Source organism: Rhizobium sp. SRDI969 (genome assembly GCF_025152725.1).
Classification (GTDB): Bacteria; Pseudomonadota; Alphaproteobacteria; order Rhizobiales; family Rhizobiaceae; genus Rhizobium; species Rhizobium leguminosarum_I.
In genome coordinates this window covers 4,329,585-4,344,689 of sequence record NZ_CP104035.1, presented here as the reverse complement: position 1 = coordinate 4,344,689, position 15,105 = coordinate 4,329,585, and the positions used below count along the sequence as shown (strand labels likewise).

The window sequence follows — 15,105 nt, the reverse complement described above, 5'->3', positions numbered from 1 at the left end:
CACACACGCGCAACGCTGTAGCTTATGCGGCAGGAAGACAGGATCAGATGCTTTTCGCGACGACGACATCAAGCGATCTGTAGAGATCGATGTAACGTCCGGCGACGATATCCCAGGAATAGCCGCGGGCGGCGGCGAGAAGCTCAGCTCGAACGGTCTCCGGTTGGCGCGAAAGAGTTTCATGCGCTGTTTCGATCGCCGTGGCGGCGGTCTCAGGATTGGTGAAATCGGCAAGCATGAGAACGGGATGCCGGGCAGCAAGCGTCGTAAAGGCATCGTTGGCGTTCAGCACCGGCAGGAGGCCGGCGCTCATCGCCTCCAGCGCCACCAGGCCGAAACCTTCATATTCCGAGGCGGAAGCGAAAATCGAGGCTTCTGCGATGACGCGCCGGATGGTGTCGTTCTCCGGCGACACATGCAGGGTGACGCGGCCGGAAAGATGACGGCTTTCGATTGCCCCTTCGACATCCGCCCGGTTCAGGTCGGATTCGGCGCCGATAATGTCGAGATGCCACTCCGGATCACGGGTCTTCAGCATGGCCATCGCATCGAGCAGGTGGTCCAGCCGCTTGTTCACCGAGAACCGGCCGATCGTGACGATGCGGCGCTTTGCCCGGCGCGAAGCGGTGTCGGCGAACTTGCCGATATCGGCGCCGTTTTCGATCAGGAGGCTGTCAGGCACGATCTCGGAAAACTGCTTGAGGTCGGAGGCGCTGCAGCAGACGACGCGGCGGTAGGCCATCGCCGAAGCCCGGGTCAGCGTCTGGAACCAGATCTTCTTGATCGTCGCGTATTTCCGCGTGTGGAAGAAGCCGCCATGAGTGGTGACGATCATCGGCTTGCCGTGCAGCAGCCGGCCCCAGGCAAGTGCGTCGAAGAAGAAATCGATGGCATGGACATGCACGAGATCGGCATCGGCGAGATGGCGGAAGACCTGCGGTGCCAGCGGATAGCGGCTGGTGCCGGACCAGGGGATGCGCACCACCTCGATACCGTCGATATCTTCGCGAGGCGGCAGCTTGTCCTCTGGCGCGGTGAAGAGCGAATCCAGCGTGACGACGCGCACGCGATAACCGCGGCGTACCGTCTGGCGGGCGAGATTGGCGACCACGTCTTCGAGGCCGCCGCGGTTGGGCAGGAACTGGCGCACGACATGGACGATCAGCGGAGCCGTTTCCACCTGCGGCACCGCGCGCGCCCTATCTGCCTCGACGATCGACATTTTCCACCTATCGCTGCACGTGCCGGCCTGCGCTGACGCGGGCCCGTGATAGCAACGACCAGACATGCCCGGCGTTAAGGCGCGGTTTAGGCGACGGCTTGCGAGGGCTAATCTTCGCGAAAAGGGTTAACCGTGTCTGACGGGAATTCAGAGTGTTTCCGTTTTTCTCGAGTCACGGAAACGCTCTATCTCTTTTGTTTTCACGCAATTCCGGACGCAAAACCGCTGCGCACTTTTGCTGGAATTGCTCTAGAATGCCTTGAAGGTCAGCGTCGTCAGCGAGCGGACGATGCCGGGAATATTGGCGATGTTGTCGTTGATGAATTTGCCGATATCCTGGCCTTCCTCGATATAGACCTTCAGCAGCAGGTCGTAGTCGCCGCTTGTGGAATAGAGCTCCGAGACCAGTTCGGTCTGGTAAATCGCGTCGGCGACCTCATAGGTCTTGCCGGGTGCGCATTGGAGCTGGACGAAGATCGGCTTCATGGAGATTTCCTGCAAAGTTGTTTGGCTGATATAATGGTCGAAAGCGCCATGCCGATGCAAGCCGTTCGTCACGCAGCCGGATCGGCGGCCGCTTCCGCGACGATCCAGTCGCGAAAGGCGGCAAGTGGCGCATAGTCGGCGCGCTCGGGTGGAAAGGCGAGATAATAGCGCTCGCGACTTTCCATTTCACGATCTACAGCGGCAACGAGATCGCCGCGCCTGATCTCCTCCTGCATCAGGAATGTCGGCAGCAGGGCGACGCCGAGGCCGGCGATTGCCGCCTGCGCGGCGGTGGCGAACTGGTCGAAGAGCATGCCGTGCACGTTTTCGAAGGAAACGCCATTGCCGGCGAACCATTGCTCCCAGGCGTCAGGACGCGTCGTCAGGTGCAGAAGCGGAACGGCGAGCAGATCTTCTGGTCCTGAGATCGCGTATCGCTTCAGAAAATCCGGACTGCAGGCCGGCACCGTGCGCTCCGACATCAGAAGCGCGAGTTCGGCGCCTGGCCAGTGCGGGTGGCCGAAATGGATGGCGGCGTCGATCGAATCGAGGCGGAAATCGAAGGGCGAAAGCCGGGTCACCAGATTGATGGTCACGCCGGCATTGGCGGCGAGAAAGCGCCCCAGGCGCGGCGCCAGCCAGCGCGTGCCGAAGGTCGGCAGGATGGCGAGGTTAAGCGTGCCGCCATGGGGATTGGCGCGCAGGTTGAGCGAAGCGCTCGATATGCGCCGCAGCGCCTCGCGAATCTCGCGGGCATATCCGTCACCGGCAAGCGTCAGCCGCATGGTCTGGCGTTCGCGCAGGAAGAGCTCGACGCCGAGCTGCTCCTCCAGCGCGCTTACCTGGCGGCTGACGGCGCTCTGCGTCAGATCGAGTTCGCGCGCCGCTGCCGTCACGCTGCCGGTGCGGGCAACCGCCTCGAAGGCGGCGAGATGCGAAATCGATGGCAGAAAACGTCTGGACGTCAGCATGGTCATTCCGTTTCAGAATGGGCTATTTCCGAAATAGCGATATTTGCGCCTTTGTCGCGCGTGTAAAGAGGTTCATCCTGCAAAAACGGAATGATCCGGAGTTTCCCAATGCCGCAAAGCTTCGTTTCCCCAGACCGCATCCGATCGCTTTTCACCGAGGCGATGTCGCAGATGTACCGGGCGGAGGTGCCGCAATACGGCACGCTGATCGAACTGGTGGCGGATGTGAATGCCAGCTGCCTCGAAAGGGATCCCGACCTGCGCGCGCGCCTGGCCCGCGCCGGCGAGCTGGAGCGTATCGAGGTCGAGCGTCACGGCGCTATCCGGCTCGGTACGGCAGATGAGCTCTTCACCATTCGCCGGCTGTTTGCGGTCATGGGCATGCAGCCGGTCGGCTATTACGATCTTTCGGTCGCCGGCGTGCCGGTTCATTCCACCAGCTTCCGGCCGATCGACGAGGCCGCGGTCAATGTCAATCCATTCCGCGTCTTCACCTCGTTGCTGCGACTGGAACTAATCGAGGACGAAGGACTGCGCGGCGAGGCCGAAGCCATCCTGGCCAAACGGCGGATCTACACACCGCGCGCCATCGCGCTGATCGAGCGCCACGAGCAGAACGGCGGCCTGAGCGAGGCGGAAGCGACGGAATTCGTCGCCGAGGCGCTGGAAACCTTCCGCTGGCATGGCGAAGCGACGGTCAGCGCCGAAACCTACAAGCGCCTGCACGATGCCCATCGGCTGATCGCCGACGTCGTCAGCTTCAGGGGACCGCACATCAACCATCTGACGCCGCGCACGCTCGATATTGACGCCGTCCAGGCTCGCATGCCGGAACGCGGCATCACGCCGAAGGCTGTCATCGAAGGGCCGCCGCGCCGTCATTGCGATATTCTGCTGCGGCAGACGAGTTTCAAGGCGCTGGAGGAAACGATCGCCTTTTGCGGTGATGACGATGCGATTCAAGGGACGCATACCGCCCGCTTCGGCGAGATCGAACAGCGCGGCGTGGCGTTGACGGCGAAGGGCCGGGCGCTCTACGACCAGCTGCTCGCCTCGGTTCGCGGCGAGGTGCAGGTGGGCGCCAGCGGCGCCAAGGCCGGCGTCTACGATCACGAACTCACCGAGCGTTTCAAGGCACTGCCGGACAGCTGGGACGAGCTGCGCAGCGCGGATCTGGCCTTCTTCCGCTATTCCGCGACCCCTGCGGGCATCGCCGCCGCGGTCGGCAGCAGGCTGCCCAGCGATCCGGAGGCGCTGATCGCCGGGGGTTACCTTGCCTTCACCCCGATCGTCTACGAAGACTTCCTGCCCGTCAGCGCGGCCGGCATCTTCCAGTCGAACCTCGGCACCGACCAGCAGCAGAACTATGCGACCCGCTCGAACCGCGACGCCTTCGAGGCAGCACTGGGTGCTACCGTTCAGGACGAGCTGGCGCTTTACGCCGAACGCCAGGCCGCATCGCTGGATTCGGCACTGGCCGCGCTCGGCCTTGCGGGCCTGCCGCTGAAGACCGTTGCGTGAAATGGCTGCTTCAACGCTTTCTTTTATGCATTAGAGTATCCGCGATTTCGCTCTGATCGGACTGAGCCATGCTGAATGATCCGCGCTCCCACGGCCTCTGGGAAAAGACAGCGCCCGAAGCGCCGACGACTTCGCCTCTCGACGGCACGGTATCGGCCGATGTCGTCATCGTCGGTGGCGGTTACACCGGCCTCTCTTCCGCCCTGCATCTCGCCGAAGCCGGGTCGAAGGTGGTGCTGCTGGAAGCCAAAGAGATCGGCTTCGGCGGGGCTGGGCGCAATGTCGGGCTGATCAATGCCGGCATGTGGCTGATGCCGAACGATCTGCCCGGCGTGCTCGGCCCGGTGCATGGCGAACGTCTGCTCGATCTGCTCGGCAATGCGCCGAAGCTCGTCATGGAGCTGATCGACAAACATCAGATTGCTTGCGAACTCGAACGGAATGGCACGCTGCATTGCGCGGTCGGCGCGGATGGGCTGAAGGAGATCGAGGATCGCGCGGCGCAATGGTCCGCCCGCGGCGCCGCCGTGACGCTGCTCGATGCAGCAGAAACGGCCAAACGCATCGGCAGCGATGCCTATACCGGTTCGCTGCTCGACAAACGCGCCGGAACGCTGCAGCCGCTTGCCTATGCGCGCGGCCTTGCCCATGCCGCCGTCAAATCAGGCGTCACCATTCATACATCCAGCCCGGTCGTTGCAACGGAGCGTAACGGCAGCCGCTGGACCGTGAAGACATCAAGCGGCGAAGTCAGCGCCGAGTGGATCGTCGTCGCGACGGATGCCTACAGCACCGGTCCATGGGAGCAGGTGCGTAGCGAACAGGTGCATCTGCCCTATTTCAATTTTGCCACCGTGCCGCTCGGCCACAACCTGCGCCAGTCGATCCTGCCCGGGCGGGAAGGCGCATGGGATACCAAGGAAATTCTCTCCTCCTTCCGCATGGATCAGGCCGGCCGTCTCATTTTTGGCAGTGTCGGGGCGCTGCGCAATACCGGACTGGCCGTACACAAGGGTTGGGCCAAACGCGCATTGAAGCGGCTCTTCCCTGTGATCGGCGACGTCGAATTCGAGTGTGAATGGTATGGCCATATCGGCATGACCGACAATGCGCTGCCGCGCTTCCACAAATTCGCACCTGGTGTCGTCGGCTTTTCGGGCTACAATGGCCGCGGCATTGCCCCCGGTACGGTCTTCGGCCGTACGCTGGCGGAGCATATCCTCGGCCGGCTTCCGGAAGCCGATCTGCCGCTGCCGCTGACTTCGCCCACCGAGCCAAGCTTCCGTGCACTCAAGGAAATATGGTACGAAGCCGGCGCTCAGGTCGCCCATTTCGCCGATGCACGCTTCTGAGAATAATAAGATTGGAAACACGACAATGACCATCGCCGTCCTCGATCTCGCCACCGAAACCGCCAAACTGCTTGCCGAACTCGGCGTCGATGCCGGCCGCTACCACGGCGGCACGCTTTCCGTCACCTCGCCGGTCACCGGCAAGGAAATCGGCAAACTCAGGGAACATTCCGTTTCCGAGACGAAGGCGGCAATCGATGAGGCACATCAGGCCTTCCTCGAATGGCGTGCCGTGCCGGCGCCGAAGCGCGGCGAACTGGTCCGCCTGCTCGGCGAGGAACTGCGCGCCTCCAAGGCGGCGCTCGGCCGTCTCGTTTCGATCGAGGTTGGCAAGATCACTTCGGAAGGTCTGGGCGAAGTGCAGGAGATGATCGACATCTGCGATTTCGCGGTCGGCCTTTCCCGTCAGCTCTATGGCCTGACGATTGCCACGGAGCGCTCCGAGCACCGGATGATGGAAAGCTGGCATCCGCTCGGCGTGATCGGCATCATCTCCGCCTTCAACTTCCCGGTTGCCGTCTGGTCGTGGAATGCCGCACTTGCGATGGTCTGCGGCAATTCCACCGTCTGGAAGCCCTCGGAAAAGACGCCGTTGACGGCGCTTGCCGTGCAGGCGCTGTTCGAAAAGGCGCTGAAGCGTTTCGTCGCCGAGGGCGGTAGCGCACCGGCCAATCTGTCGACGCTGATCATCGGCGGCCGTGAGGTCGGCGAAGTGCTGGTCGATCATCCGAAGATCCCGCTGGTTTCCGCCACCGGCTCGACGGCTATGGGCCGCGCCGTCGGTCCGCGCCTGTCGCAGCGTTTTGCCCGCGCGATTCTCGAACTCGGCGGCAACAATGCGGCGATCGTCTGCCCGTCGGCCGATCTCGACTTGACGCTGCGCGGCGTCGCCTTTTCCGCCATGGGTACGGCAGGCCAGCGCTGCACGACGCTGCGCCGTCTCTTCGTGCATGACAGCGTCTACGACCAGCTGGTGCCGCGCCTGCAGAAGGCCTATGGCTCCGTCACCATCGGCAATCCGCTCGAAAGTGGTACGCTTGTGGGACCGCTGATCGACGGCCAGGCTTTCGAGAAGATGCAGGCAGCGCTTGGCGAGGCGAAATCGGCGGGCGGCACGGTGACCGGCGGCGAACGCGTCGACAATGGCTCGGCTGACGCCTTCTACGTTCGCCCGGCGCTTGTCGAAATGCCGGATCAGACCGGCCCGGTCGAGCACGAGACCTTCGCGCCGATCCTTTATGTGATGAAATACAGCGATTTCGACGCGGTGCTGGCGCTGCATAACGCCGTGCCGCAGGGGCTGTCGTCGTCGATCTTCACCAACGATATGCGCGAGGCGGAAACTTTCGTCTCGGCCCGCGGTTCGGATTGCGGCATCGCCAACGTCAATCTCGGGCCATCGGGCGCCGAAATCGGCGGCGCCTTCGGCGGCGAGAAGGAAACCGGCGGCGGCCGTGAATCCGGCTCGGATGCCTGGAAGGCCTATATGCGCCGCTCCACCAACACGATCAATTACGGCAGGACGCTGCCGCTGGCGCAGGGCGTCAAGTTCGACGTCGAATAGGCCGGCTGCAAAAGGCTGCAAAAGAGAGGCGGCGCTTGGGAGCGTCGCCTTTTTGGCCAAATCGAATTTTATTCCCCGGTAACATGAAATATATAGTCAAGATATTGTGATGGCTTTTCCGGCCAAGCCAAACTTGAAATCTGTAGTCAGGAAAAATATACGCCTCTCATCGCCCTTGGGAGCTCGGGCGCGCTATTGCCACGGAGGCCATCATGAACATTGCTCTTAGTCGTTTTTCCCTTGCGCTTGTCGCTTCTCTTTTCGCCGCCACCGCGCTCGCCGGCAGCGCCCATGCGCAGGACGAAGGTCTCGTTGTTTACAATGCCCAGCACGAAAGCCTCGGCCGCGAATGGATCGACGCCTTCACCAAGGAGACCGGCATCAAGGTCACCATGCGCCAGGGCAGCGACATGCAATTCGCCAACCAGATCATCCAGGAAGGCGACGCCTCTCCAGCTGACGTATTCCTGACCGAGAATTCACCGGCGATGACGCTGGTCGATGGCGCGGGCCTGTTTGCCCCGATCGAAAAGGAAACGCTGGATCAGGTTCCGGATCAGTATCGCCCGGCTGACGGCATGTGGACGGGCATTGCCGCACGCACCACGGTTTTTGCCTATGACAAGACGAAGCTCACCGAAGACAAGCTGCCGAAGTCGATGCTAGACCTAGCAGATCCCGCCTGGAAGGGCCGCTGGGGTGCATCCCCTGCCGGTGCCGACTTCCAGGCCATCGCTGCCGCCCTGCTGCAGCTCAAGGGCGAGCAGTCGACAGCCGCCTGGCTGAAGGCTCTCAAGGAAAACGCTACGCCCTACAAGGGCAACAGCGTCGCCATGAAGGCCGTCAACGCTGGCGAAGTCGAAGGCGCGATCATCTACCACTATTATTGGTTCGGCGATCAGGCCAAAACAGGCGAGAACAGCAAGAATGTCGGCCTGCATTACTTCAAGAACCAGGATCCGGGCGCTTTCGTCAGCGTTTCGGGCGGCGGCGTCCTGAAGTCCACGCAGCACATGAAGGAAGCTCAGGCTTTCCTGAAGTTCCTCACCAGCAAGGCTGGCCAGGCAGTCCTCATGGATGGCGATTCCTATGAATATGCCATCGGCAAGGATGCGCCCTCCAATGACAAGCTCACCCCGCTTGCCGATCTCAACGCCCCGAAAGTCGAAGCTTCGACCCTCGACAGCAAGAAGGTTGTCGAGTTGATGACGGCTGCCGGCCTGATCTAAAGCGTGGCGCGCCACACTTTAGATCTTTGGTTTTCCGCATGTCGTCGTCGCAAAACCGCGGCACAGTTTTGCGCGACATGCTTTGACCTTTCTGCCGCAGGCTTCTTCCGGCCAAAACTATTGCATTTGGCTCAAGAAAACCTTAGGGCATGACGAAATCCGGCAACTGCCCTTCAAAGGCGGTTGCCTTCCTTTTTCAGCGTGTAAAGGCATCGGCCTTGCTGCAGGACAATAGATTGCTCGCATCCGGCAACCAGGCACCGGTCGCGCCGAGGGCCACGCGCATGGTTTTGCCGCGCGGACGCATGCCGCACGCTTCGGTGATCCTGCTTGCAACTGTCGTCGCGATCTTCAGCCTCGTGCCGCTCGGCTTCATCGGCTGGGTCACCTACGATGTCGGCTGGGAAACGGTGAAGGCCCTGATCTTCCGGCCACGCGTCGGCGAACTTCTCGTCAATACGGTTCTCCTGGAATCGATCACCATTCCGCTGTCGATCGCGCTTGCCGTGACGCTTGCCTGGCTGACAGAACGGACGAACATTCCTTTCGCGCGGCTCTGGGCCTGGCTGGCGATTGCTCCGCTCGCCGTGCCTGCCTTCGTGCACAGCTATGCCTGGGTCAGCCTTATTCCCGGCATGCGCGGTCTGCAGAGTGGCGTCCTCGTCTCGGTCATCGCCTATTATCCGTTCCTCTACCTGCCGGTCGCCGCAACGCTGCGCCGACTCGATCCGGCCATCGAGGATGCCGCGGCCTCGCTGGGCCTTAATCCCTGGCGCGTCTTCTTCCGTGCCGTGCTGCCGCAGCTGAGGCTTGCCATCTGCGGCGGCTCGCTGCTGGTCGCGCTGCATCTGCTTTCGGAATACGGACTGTTCGTCATGATCCGGTTCGACACGTTTGCGACGGCGATCGTCGACCAGTTCCAGTCGTCCTACAACAGCCCGGCCTCCAATATGCTCGGCGGTGTGCTCGTCGCCTGCTGCCTTTTTCTGCTCGGCTTCGAGCTGCTGGTGCGCGGCAATGAACGCTATGCCCGCGTCGGCACCGGCTCGCCACGCCCTGCGGATCGCCGCCGGCTGGGCTGGTTCGTCGTGCCGGCCGTGTTGCTGCCCGTCATCCTGGCGGCGCTGACGCTCGGCGTGCCGCTGGTGACGCTTGGCCGCTGGCTCTATCTCGGCGGCACCGATATCTGGCGCATCGAAGTCGGCAACGCCTTCCTGCAAACGATTGTGCTTGCCGTTATCGGCGGCGTGTTGGCGACGATTGCCGCAGCGCCGATGGCCTGGCTTTCGGTGCGTGCGCCCGGCCGCTTCCAGCGGGTGCTCGAAGCCTGCCATTATTATGTCGGCTCGCTGCCGGGCGTCGTCGTGGCGCTGGCGCTGGTGACGATCACCGTGCGTCTCGTGCTGCCGCTCTATCAGACCTTCGCAACGCTGCTTGTCGCCTATGTAATGCTTTTCCTGCCGCGCGCCATGATCGGGCTGCGCGCCAGCATCGCCCAAGCGCCGGTGGAGCTGGAGCGCGCCGCGATGGGCCTCGGCCGCACGCCCGGCCAGGCGGTGCGGCAGATCACCATGCGGCTTGCCGCACCGGGAGCGGCCGCCAGCGTCGCGCTGGCCGCACTCGGCATCACCAATGAACTCACGGCGACACTGATGCTGTCGCCCAACGGCGTCGATACGCTGGCGACGAAATTCTGGTCGCTGACCAGCGAGATCGACTATGTCTCGGCCGCTCCCTACGCCTTCATGATGATCGTGCTGTCGCTGCCGCTCACCCTGATGCTCTATACCCAATCGAAACGGACTGCCGGCCAATGACGCTGCTTACGATCGAGAACATCAGCAAGCGCTATGGCCCCGTCCAGGCGTTGAAGGATATTTCGCTCGACGTCCAGGCGGGCAGCCGCACGGCGGTCGTCGGCCCGTCCGGTTCGGGCAAGACGACGCTGCTGCGCATCATTGCCGGCTTCGAACAACCGGATGTCGGCAGGGTGACGTTGGATGGCGAGGTGCTTGCCGACGGCCCGGCGACAATACCGGCGCACAAGCGCGGCATCGGCATCGTCTCGCAGGACGGTGCGCTGTTTCCGCACTTAAGCGTTGCCGAGAATATCGGCTTCGGCTTCGAGCGAGGTGCCGCCGATCGCGAGAAACGCGTGCTCGAGCTGCTCGACATGGTCGAGCTCGACCGCGGCATGCTGGCGCGGCGCCCGCATCAGCTTTCCGGCGGCCAGCAACAGCGTGTGGCGCTCGCCCGCGCGCTCGGCCGCAAACCGCGGCTGATGCTGCTCGACGAACCTTTCTCGGCACTCGATACCGGCCTGCGCGAGAATATGCGCAAGGCGGTTGCGCGCGTGCTGCAGGCGGCCGGCATCACCGCCATTCTCGTCACCCATGATCAGGAAGAGGCGCTGACCTTTGCCGATCAGGTGGCGGTTCTGAGAGAGGGGCGGCTGATCCAAGCCGGGTCGCCGCAATCATTATATCTCCATCCGCGCGATCGCGAGACGGCGCTGTTTCTCGGCGACGCCGTGCTGCTTCCCGCCATCATCCGAAATGGCCTTGCCGACTGCGCTCTCGGCCATGTCGCCGTCGAGGGCAGCCGTCAAGGCAAGGCGGAGATCATGCTGCGGCCCGAGCAGATTCGCGTCGTTGCCGATGAAAGCGATCGCAAATACGGCGGACGTGTCGTCGAGGTGGAATTCGGCGGCGCCGTCTGCACCGTTGCCGTTTCGCTGGACGGCGTTGCGCTGCCGCCGATCCTGATCAAGACCTCGAGCGTCGCCCTTCCGGCGCGAGGCGATCTCGTTCGCCTCGATATCGCCGGCAAGGCGCATGTCTTCGAGAGCTAAACGAAGAGCCCGCACCTCCTATTGGACGCGCGGGCTCCATCACTTATCGTTTTCGTGTCATTTTCCAGAAATCAATTTCGATCTCGGGGTTATTCGCTAGCCGAACTTGCGCACCACTTCTTCCGGTTCGATGCCTTCCAGCCAGCCGCCGGTAAAGCCGGCGCGTTCGAGACCGAGACGGATGACCGGCGATTGCCGCATCAGTTTCCAGATGAAATCCGAACGGTCGTTCTCGATGGTCATGACGACAAGGCCCTGGTCGATGCCGACGGTGCGGTCGTCGACCCAGCCTTCCGGCCGCTTGGTCTTGACTGTGGGGTTGAAGCCACCGGGGAAGCCGCCTTCCAAGAGCAGATTCGGATAGGTAGTCAGAAGCGCCTTGGTGCCATCGAGAGCCGCCTGCTTGTCGTAAGGCAGACAGGCAAGTGCTGCCCAGGGTGCGATCGTGCCGTCATCCGGACCGAGCGGGGCGCCGCGCGCGGCATAACCCAGAACCTTCGGCTGGCGGCCGCCGCGCATGCGTCGCGTCGGTGGCGGACCGTCACAGGCGGAGAAACCCCAGACATTCCTGTTATAGCCGACGAACTGGCCGGGATTGCGCTCGGCATAATCACGCTGGACGTTGATCATTACCTGCGTGTTGCGGAAATAGTCCCAGTTCCGCTCCGCCATCGGCTTGTCCTGAATGGCGCGGAAATCGATCCAGGCATGCGAGAACAGGTGGATGAAGAGCGGCCCGGCATAGAGATAGGACTGCTCGCCGTGCAGCATCCAGGAATAGCTTGACGTAAAGACGTCGTAGCTCGATTGCGGGATGGGGTGCGTCGGCGAAGCGAGTGCCAGCGTGTAGAGGATGATCGCCTCGTCGAAGCCGTGATAGCGCCAACGCAGGAAGCCGGAAGAGGGTTTCCAACCCATGGCAATCGTGTCGCCCTTGTTCAGCGCCCAGCGCCAGTCAACGCGCTCGTAGATGAAGGTCGCGAGTTGACGGATTTCAGTCTCCGTCTCGTCGTCTTCGCGATTGAAATACTGTGCGGCCGTGAGGATGCCGGCGACAAGCAACGCCGTGTCGATGGTCGAAAGCTCGCTGTTCCAGGCGCGATGGCCGGTATCCATGTGCAGGAAATGGTAGAAGAAGCCGCGGTGGCCGGTCGCGTGGCGTTCCTCGCCCTGGCGCGCCTCGGCGAAGAACCGCAGCGTATTGACCGTACGTTCGGCCGCCTCCTCGCGGCTGATCCATAAACGCTCGACACCGACAGGATAGGAGGAAAGCGCAAAGCCCACCGCTGCGATGCTCGCCGGAACCCCGCCGATCGAGGTATCCGCCACCAGGCCGTTTTCGGGATTGGAATATTTCAGGAAATACTTGAACGCCGAATGTTGCAGCCTGTCGACGAGCGCTGCATCAATGTCTTCAATCCGTTGCAGCATAGGCTCCTACCCAACTGTTGCATCGCCCCATGCTTCAACATGGTGGGCGTCCCCGAGCAAATCAAACCTTTTTGATTCGTAGGGATAAGAGAACACAAATGGGTGGAATTGGTCGTTAACAATTAAGGGTGAAATAATATCTGGGATAAGTGATATAAGCGATGCAGCAAAAAGGGCGACCTGCACCTCCCCGGCACAGCTCATTTCCTGAAATACTTGCTTCATCGGATGCTCTATAAGAGCGGCCGACAAAGCCCTCAAGCGTTATCGTCCGATCGCATAGGCCTGCATCAGGCGGGGCGTGGCTGCGGCGCGCATCAGCCCGTCAGCATCTCGCCGGGCGGCAGTGAGTCGGCCGCGTCGGCTTGTGGCGCGCCGACCGGTCGAACTCAGGCCGGCGTCGAGCGTGCGGAAAGAAAGACCTGCGGCTCGAAGGCAAAATCCTTGTCGAAGGGGTAGGTCGGATGCAGCTTGCGCAGCCGCGGCAGGCGTTCGACGAACTGGTCGACGACACCTGTTGATAGCGCCATCAGGTTCGGATTGGCAATCGGCGCCAGTTCCGGTGAGAGATAGCCCGATTTGACGACGATGATCTTCGCTTGGTGCGGGTCGAGGCCGAGCCGGGTGAAATCGGCGATATTGTGATAGGGCCGGCGCTTGGCGGAAAGCACCAGATCGATACCACTGACCGAAACCACCGCCTGGCGGTCGGCGGGATCTGATGTCTCATGCAGGAATTTGACCGTGAAGCGGGCGACAACCGGCTTGCTGCCTTTGGTATCGAGCGAGGCGCCGACGCTGAGCTCCAGCTCGGCGCCGATGCCGGCGGCGTAACAGGCCTCGGTCGCCGCCTTGTCGGCGATGCCGGCGAAGACGACGCCGGTGGCACCCCTGGCGATCAACTCGGCCAATACATCGGCCCGGTCCCCGACGCCGCCGCCTGTGGGGTTGTCGCCGGATTCGGCAAGCACCACTGGCGCGGTCGGGCTTGCGATTGCCCTGGCGACGCATTCTTCGACCGAGCCGGTCTCGCAGCCGAAGACGAAGTCTTCGCGCGCATCCCAATAAGCCCTCGCGAGACGTTTGGCCTCGCGTTCCAGCACGGCGCGGTCGGTGCCGGTCATGATCGCGGCAGCGGTGGCGCGCGGTTCGTCGGCCCAGACATAGCCGACCATCAGCGATGCATCCCAAACGCCATCAAGCGCATCGATCCCGGGCAGCATGTCATAGAGGCTCTTTGCCGGCTCATCGACGGTGCTGGTGCGCTCGCCGGGCAGCACCACCGGGATCGGCGCCCAGAGGAGGATCGGCCTCTCGCCGGTTTTCAGGCTGTTTACCAGCATGGAGACGGAGCGGCGCATCGTCTCCTCGACATCGATATGCGGCGCGGTGCGATAGGTGGAATAGATGTCGAGCGCATCGATGATGCGCTGGGTGACATTGCCGTGCAGGTCGTAGCTTGCCGAAACCGTGCAATCCTCGCCGACCAGAGCACGGGCCGCGCTGATCCAGTCGCCCTCGGCATCCTCCATACCCTCGACATACACTGCGCCGTGCATGGCGAGGTAGAGACCGTCGAGCGGCAGCATCGGCTTCAGCCGCTCGAGGAATTCACCCTTGAAGGCCTCGTAGGTGGCGCGTGAAACTGGGCCGCCGGCAATGGCGCGCGCATGGATCGTCGGCAGGAACTCGGCATCATAATCCCTGAGGAAGGCGAAATAGGGAGACGCCAACAGTGCGTCGCCGCGCACCACGCGAAAATCCTTCTCCTCGTTCAGGACGGGATTGTATGTACTACACTCGGTATGAATGCCACCGACAGCGATGCGCATGGGAAACCTCAGTTGATGTTGGGAGCAATCAGGACGTTATGGGCGGCGATGCTGGCACTCCGGCCCGAGCGCTGGCATCGACGCGCTGGGTGCGGATCGGTGTCGCTCGACGGAGTTTGTGCTGCGATAAACTGAACATGCGGGATCCGATCCGAAGACGCGTCCTTTTGCCTCGACAATAAGTTTACAAACGAACCAATCAACCAAAATAAATTTACAATCTTGATCTTCTAAGCCGGCGTTGAGGTGGAAGGTGCCGTAATCGGTGAGTCTCGGACCGACTCGGCTTTTTCCGTCGGATGCCGGGCCGATTGCTGCCGACAGCCGTGGCCGCGTCGCCATAGAGAAAAAATCCCACTTCGGGATCCCGAAATTCCCCCACTTCGGGATTCCGAAATTCGTCGCGTTTTGGGCGGTGCCGCCGCGGGGAAACATCCAATGATTTCAATACCGCCACCAATTTCGGGATTCCGAAGTGCTATATAGATTATGGCGGGGCGTGGCTTGCCGATGAAGTCAGCGAAGCGCTCGACAATTCGCCGAACAGAAAGTCGATGCGGCTATGCGCTTTAGAGGCTACCCGTCGAGAATGGATATCAATCTACGGATACCTGCCAAAATGACCTCTGACACGTAGCACAAGGCG

12 protein-coding genes are annotated in these 15,105 nt (G+C 62.2%); 6 read left to right on the top strand and 6 right to left on the bottom strand.

From position 1 onward, the window contains the following. Positions 1–43: 43 nt before the first annotated feature. The 3 genes from N2A41_RS21525 to N2A41_RS21515 form a co-directional block, all read right to left on the bottom strand. Positions 44–1,222, bottom strand: coding sequence for a glycosyltransferase family 4 protein (locus N2A41_RS21525; protein WP_260109672.1), 1,179 nt, complete (start codon positions 1,220–1,222; stop codon positions 44–46). Between the two features lie 249 nt (positions 1,223–1,471). Continuing rightward, the gene (locus N2A41_RS21520) at positions 1,472–1,708 is read right to left on the bottom strand and encodes an Lrp/AsnC ligand binding domain-containing protein (RefSeq protein ID WP_003567502.1); all 237 of its coding nucleotides are present in this window, start codon (positions 1,706–1,708) and stop codon (positions 1,472–1,474) included. 68 nt (positions 1,709–1,776) lie between these two features. After that, the gene (locus N2A41_RS21515) at positions 1,777–2,685 is read right to left on the bottom strand and encodes a LysR family transcriptional regulator (RefSeq protein WP_170262907.1); all 909 of its coding nucleotides are present in this window, start codon (positions 2,683–2,685) and stop codon (positions 1,777–1,779) included. Positions 2,686–2,769: 84 nt separating this feature from the next. Here N2A41_RS21515 and hglS point away from each other — a divergent pair, with 84 nt between their 5' ends. The 6 genes from hglS to N2A41_RS21485 all read left to right on the top strand — a co-directional run bounded on the left by hglS (position 2,770) and on the right by N2A41_RS21485 (position 11,196). Next, complete coding sequence (gene hglS, locus N2A41_RS21510; RefSeq protein ID WP_260109671.1) at positions 2,770–4,200, top strand: 2-oxoadipate dioxygenase/decarboxylase HglS; 1,431 nt, start codon at positions 2,770–2,772, stop codon at positions 4,198–4,200. Between the two features lie 68 nt (positions 4,201–4,268). Next, a complete protein-coding gene (locus N2A41_RS21505) occupies positions 4,269–5,552 on the top strand; it encodes an NAD(P)/FAD-dependent oxidoreductase (RefSeq protein WP_260109670.1) in 1,284 nt (427 codons plus the stop codon). Positions 5,553–5,577: 25 nt separating this feature from the next. Then, positions 5,578–7,116, top strand: coding sequence for an L-piperidine-6-carboxylate dehydrogenase (gene amaB, locus N2A41_RS21500; RefSeq protein WP_260109669.1), 1,539 nt, complete (start codon positions 5,578–5,580; stop codon positions 7,114–7,116). Positions 7,117–7,328: 212 nt separating this feature from the next. Further along, positions 7,329–8,345 carry an iron ABC transporter substrate-binding protein gene (locus N2A41_RS21495; protein ID WP_260109668.1) on the top strand — a complete coding sequence of 339 codons (1,017 nt, stop codon included), beginning with the start codon at positions 7,329–7,331 and terminating at the stop codon, positions 8,343–8,345. A gap of 149 nt (positions 8,346–8,494) precedes the next feature. After that, positions 8,495–10,162: an ABC transporter permease gene (locus N2A41_RS21490; RefSeq protein WP_260109667.1), complete on the top strand. Its 1,668-nt coding sequence runs from the start codon at positions 8,495–8,497 to the stop codon at positions 10,160–10,162. Next, on the top strand, positions 10,159–11,196 hold the full coding sequence (locus N2A41_RS21485) for an ABC transporter ATP-binding protein (RefSeq protein WP_170258232.1): 1,038 nt from the start codon (positions 10,159–10,161) through the stop codon (positions 11,194–11,196). The genes N2A41_RS21490 and N2A41_RS21485 overlap by 4 nt, the downstream gene beginning before the upstream one ends. A gap of 96 nt (positions 11,197–11,292) precedes the next feature. Here N2A41_RS21485 and N2A41_RS21480 read toward each other — a convergent pair whose 3' ends face one another. From N2A41_RS21480 to N2A41_RS21470, 3 genes are all read right to left on the bottom strand, one after another. Beyond that, a complete protein-coding gene (locus tag N2A41_RS21480) occupies positions 11,293–12,627 on the bottom strand; it encodes a glucoamylase family protein (protein ID WP_260109666.1) in 1,335 nt (444 codons plus the stop codon). A gap of 6 nt (positions 12,628–12,633) precedes the next feature. Continuing rightward, a complete protein-coding gene (locus tag N2A41_RS21475) occupies positions 12,634–12,852 on the bottom strand; it encodes a hypothetical protein (protein WP_260109665.1) in 219 nt (72 codons plus the stop codon). 164 nt (positions 12,853–13,016) lie between these two features. Further along, complete coding sequence (locus N2A41_RS21470; RefSeq protein ID WP_260109664.1) at positions 13,017–14,459, bottom strand: M81 family metallopeptidase; 1,443 nt, start codon at positions 14,457–14,459, stop codon at positions 13,017–13,019. Positions 14,460–15,105: the final 646 nt, after the last annotated feature.

Bases quoted from the DNA above. Each gene is read 5' to 3' on its own strand.
- N2A41_RS21520 (WP_003567502.1), bottom strand. From the start codon at position 1,708: ATGAAGCCGATCTTCGTCCAGCTCCAATGCGCACCCGGCAAGACCTAT.
- hglS (WP_260109671.1), top strand. From the start codon at position 2,770: ATGATCCGGAGTTTCCCAATGCCGCAAAGCTTCGTTTCCCCAGACCGC.
- N2A41_RS21515 (WP_170262907.1), bottom strand. From the start codon at position 2,685: ATGACCATGCTGACGTCCAGACGTTTTCTGCCATCGATTTCGCATCTC.
- N2A41_RS21480 (WP_260109666.1), bottom strand. From the start codon at position 12,627: ATGCTGCAACGGATTGAAGACATTGATGCAGCGCTCGTCGACAGGCTG.
- N2A41_RS21525 (WP_260109672.1), bottom strand. From the start codon at position 1,222: ATGTCGATCGTCGAGGCAGATAGGGCGCGCGCGGTGCCGCAGGTGGAA.
- amaB (WP_260109669.1), top strand. From the start codon at position 5,578: ATGACCATCGCCGTCCTCGATCTCGCCACCGAAACCGCCAAACTGCTT.
- N2A41_RS21495 (WP_260109668.1), top strand. From the start codon at position 7,329: ATGAACATTGCTCTTAGTCGTTTTTCCCTTGCGCTTGTCGCTTCTCTT.
- N2A41_RS21470 (WP_260109664.1), bottom strand. From the start codon at position 14,459: ATGCGCATCGCTGTCGGTGGCATTCATACCGAGTGTAGTACATACAAT.
- N2A41_RS21475 (WP_260109665.1), bottom strand. From the start codon at position 12,852: ATGAAGCAAGTATTTCAGGAAATGAGCTGTGCCGGGGAGGTGCAGGTC.
- N2A41_RS21490 (WP_260109667.1), top strand. From the start codon at position 8,495: ATGACGAAATCCGGCAACTGCCCTTCAAAGGCGGTTGCCTTCCTTTTT.
- N2A41_RS21485 (WP_170258232.1), top strand. From the start codon at position 10,159: ATGACGCTGCTTACGATCGAGAACATCAGCAAGCGCTATGGCCCCGTC.
- N2A41_RS21505 (WP_260109670.1), top strand. From the start codon at position 4,269: ATGCTGAATGATCCGCGCTCCCACGGCCTCTGGGAAAAGACAGCGCCC.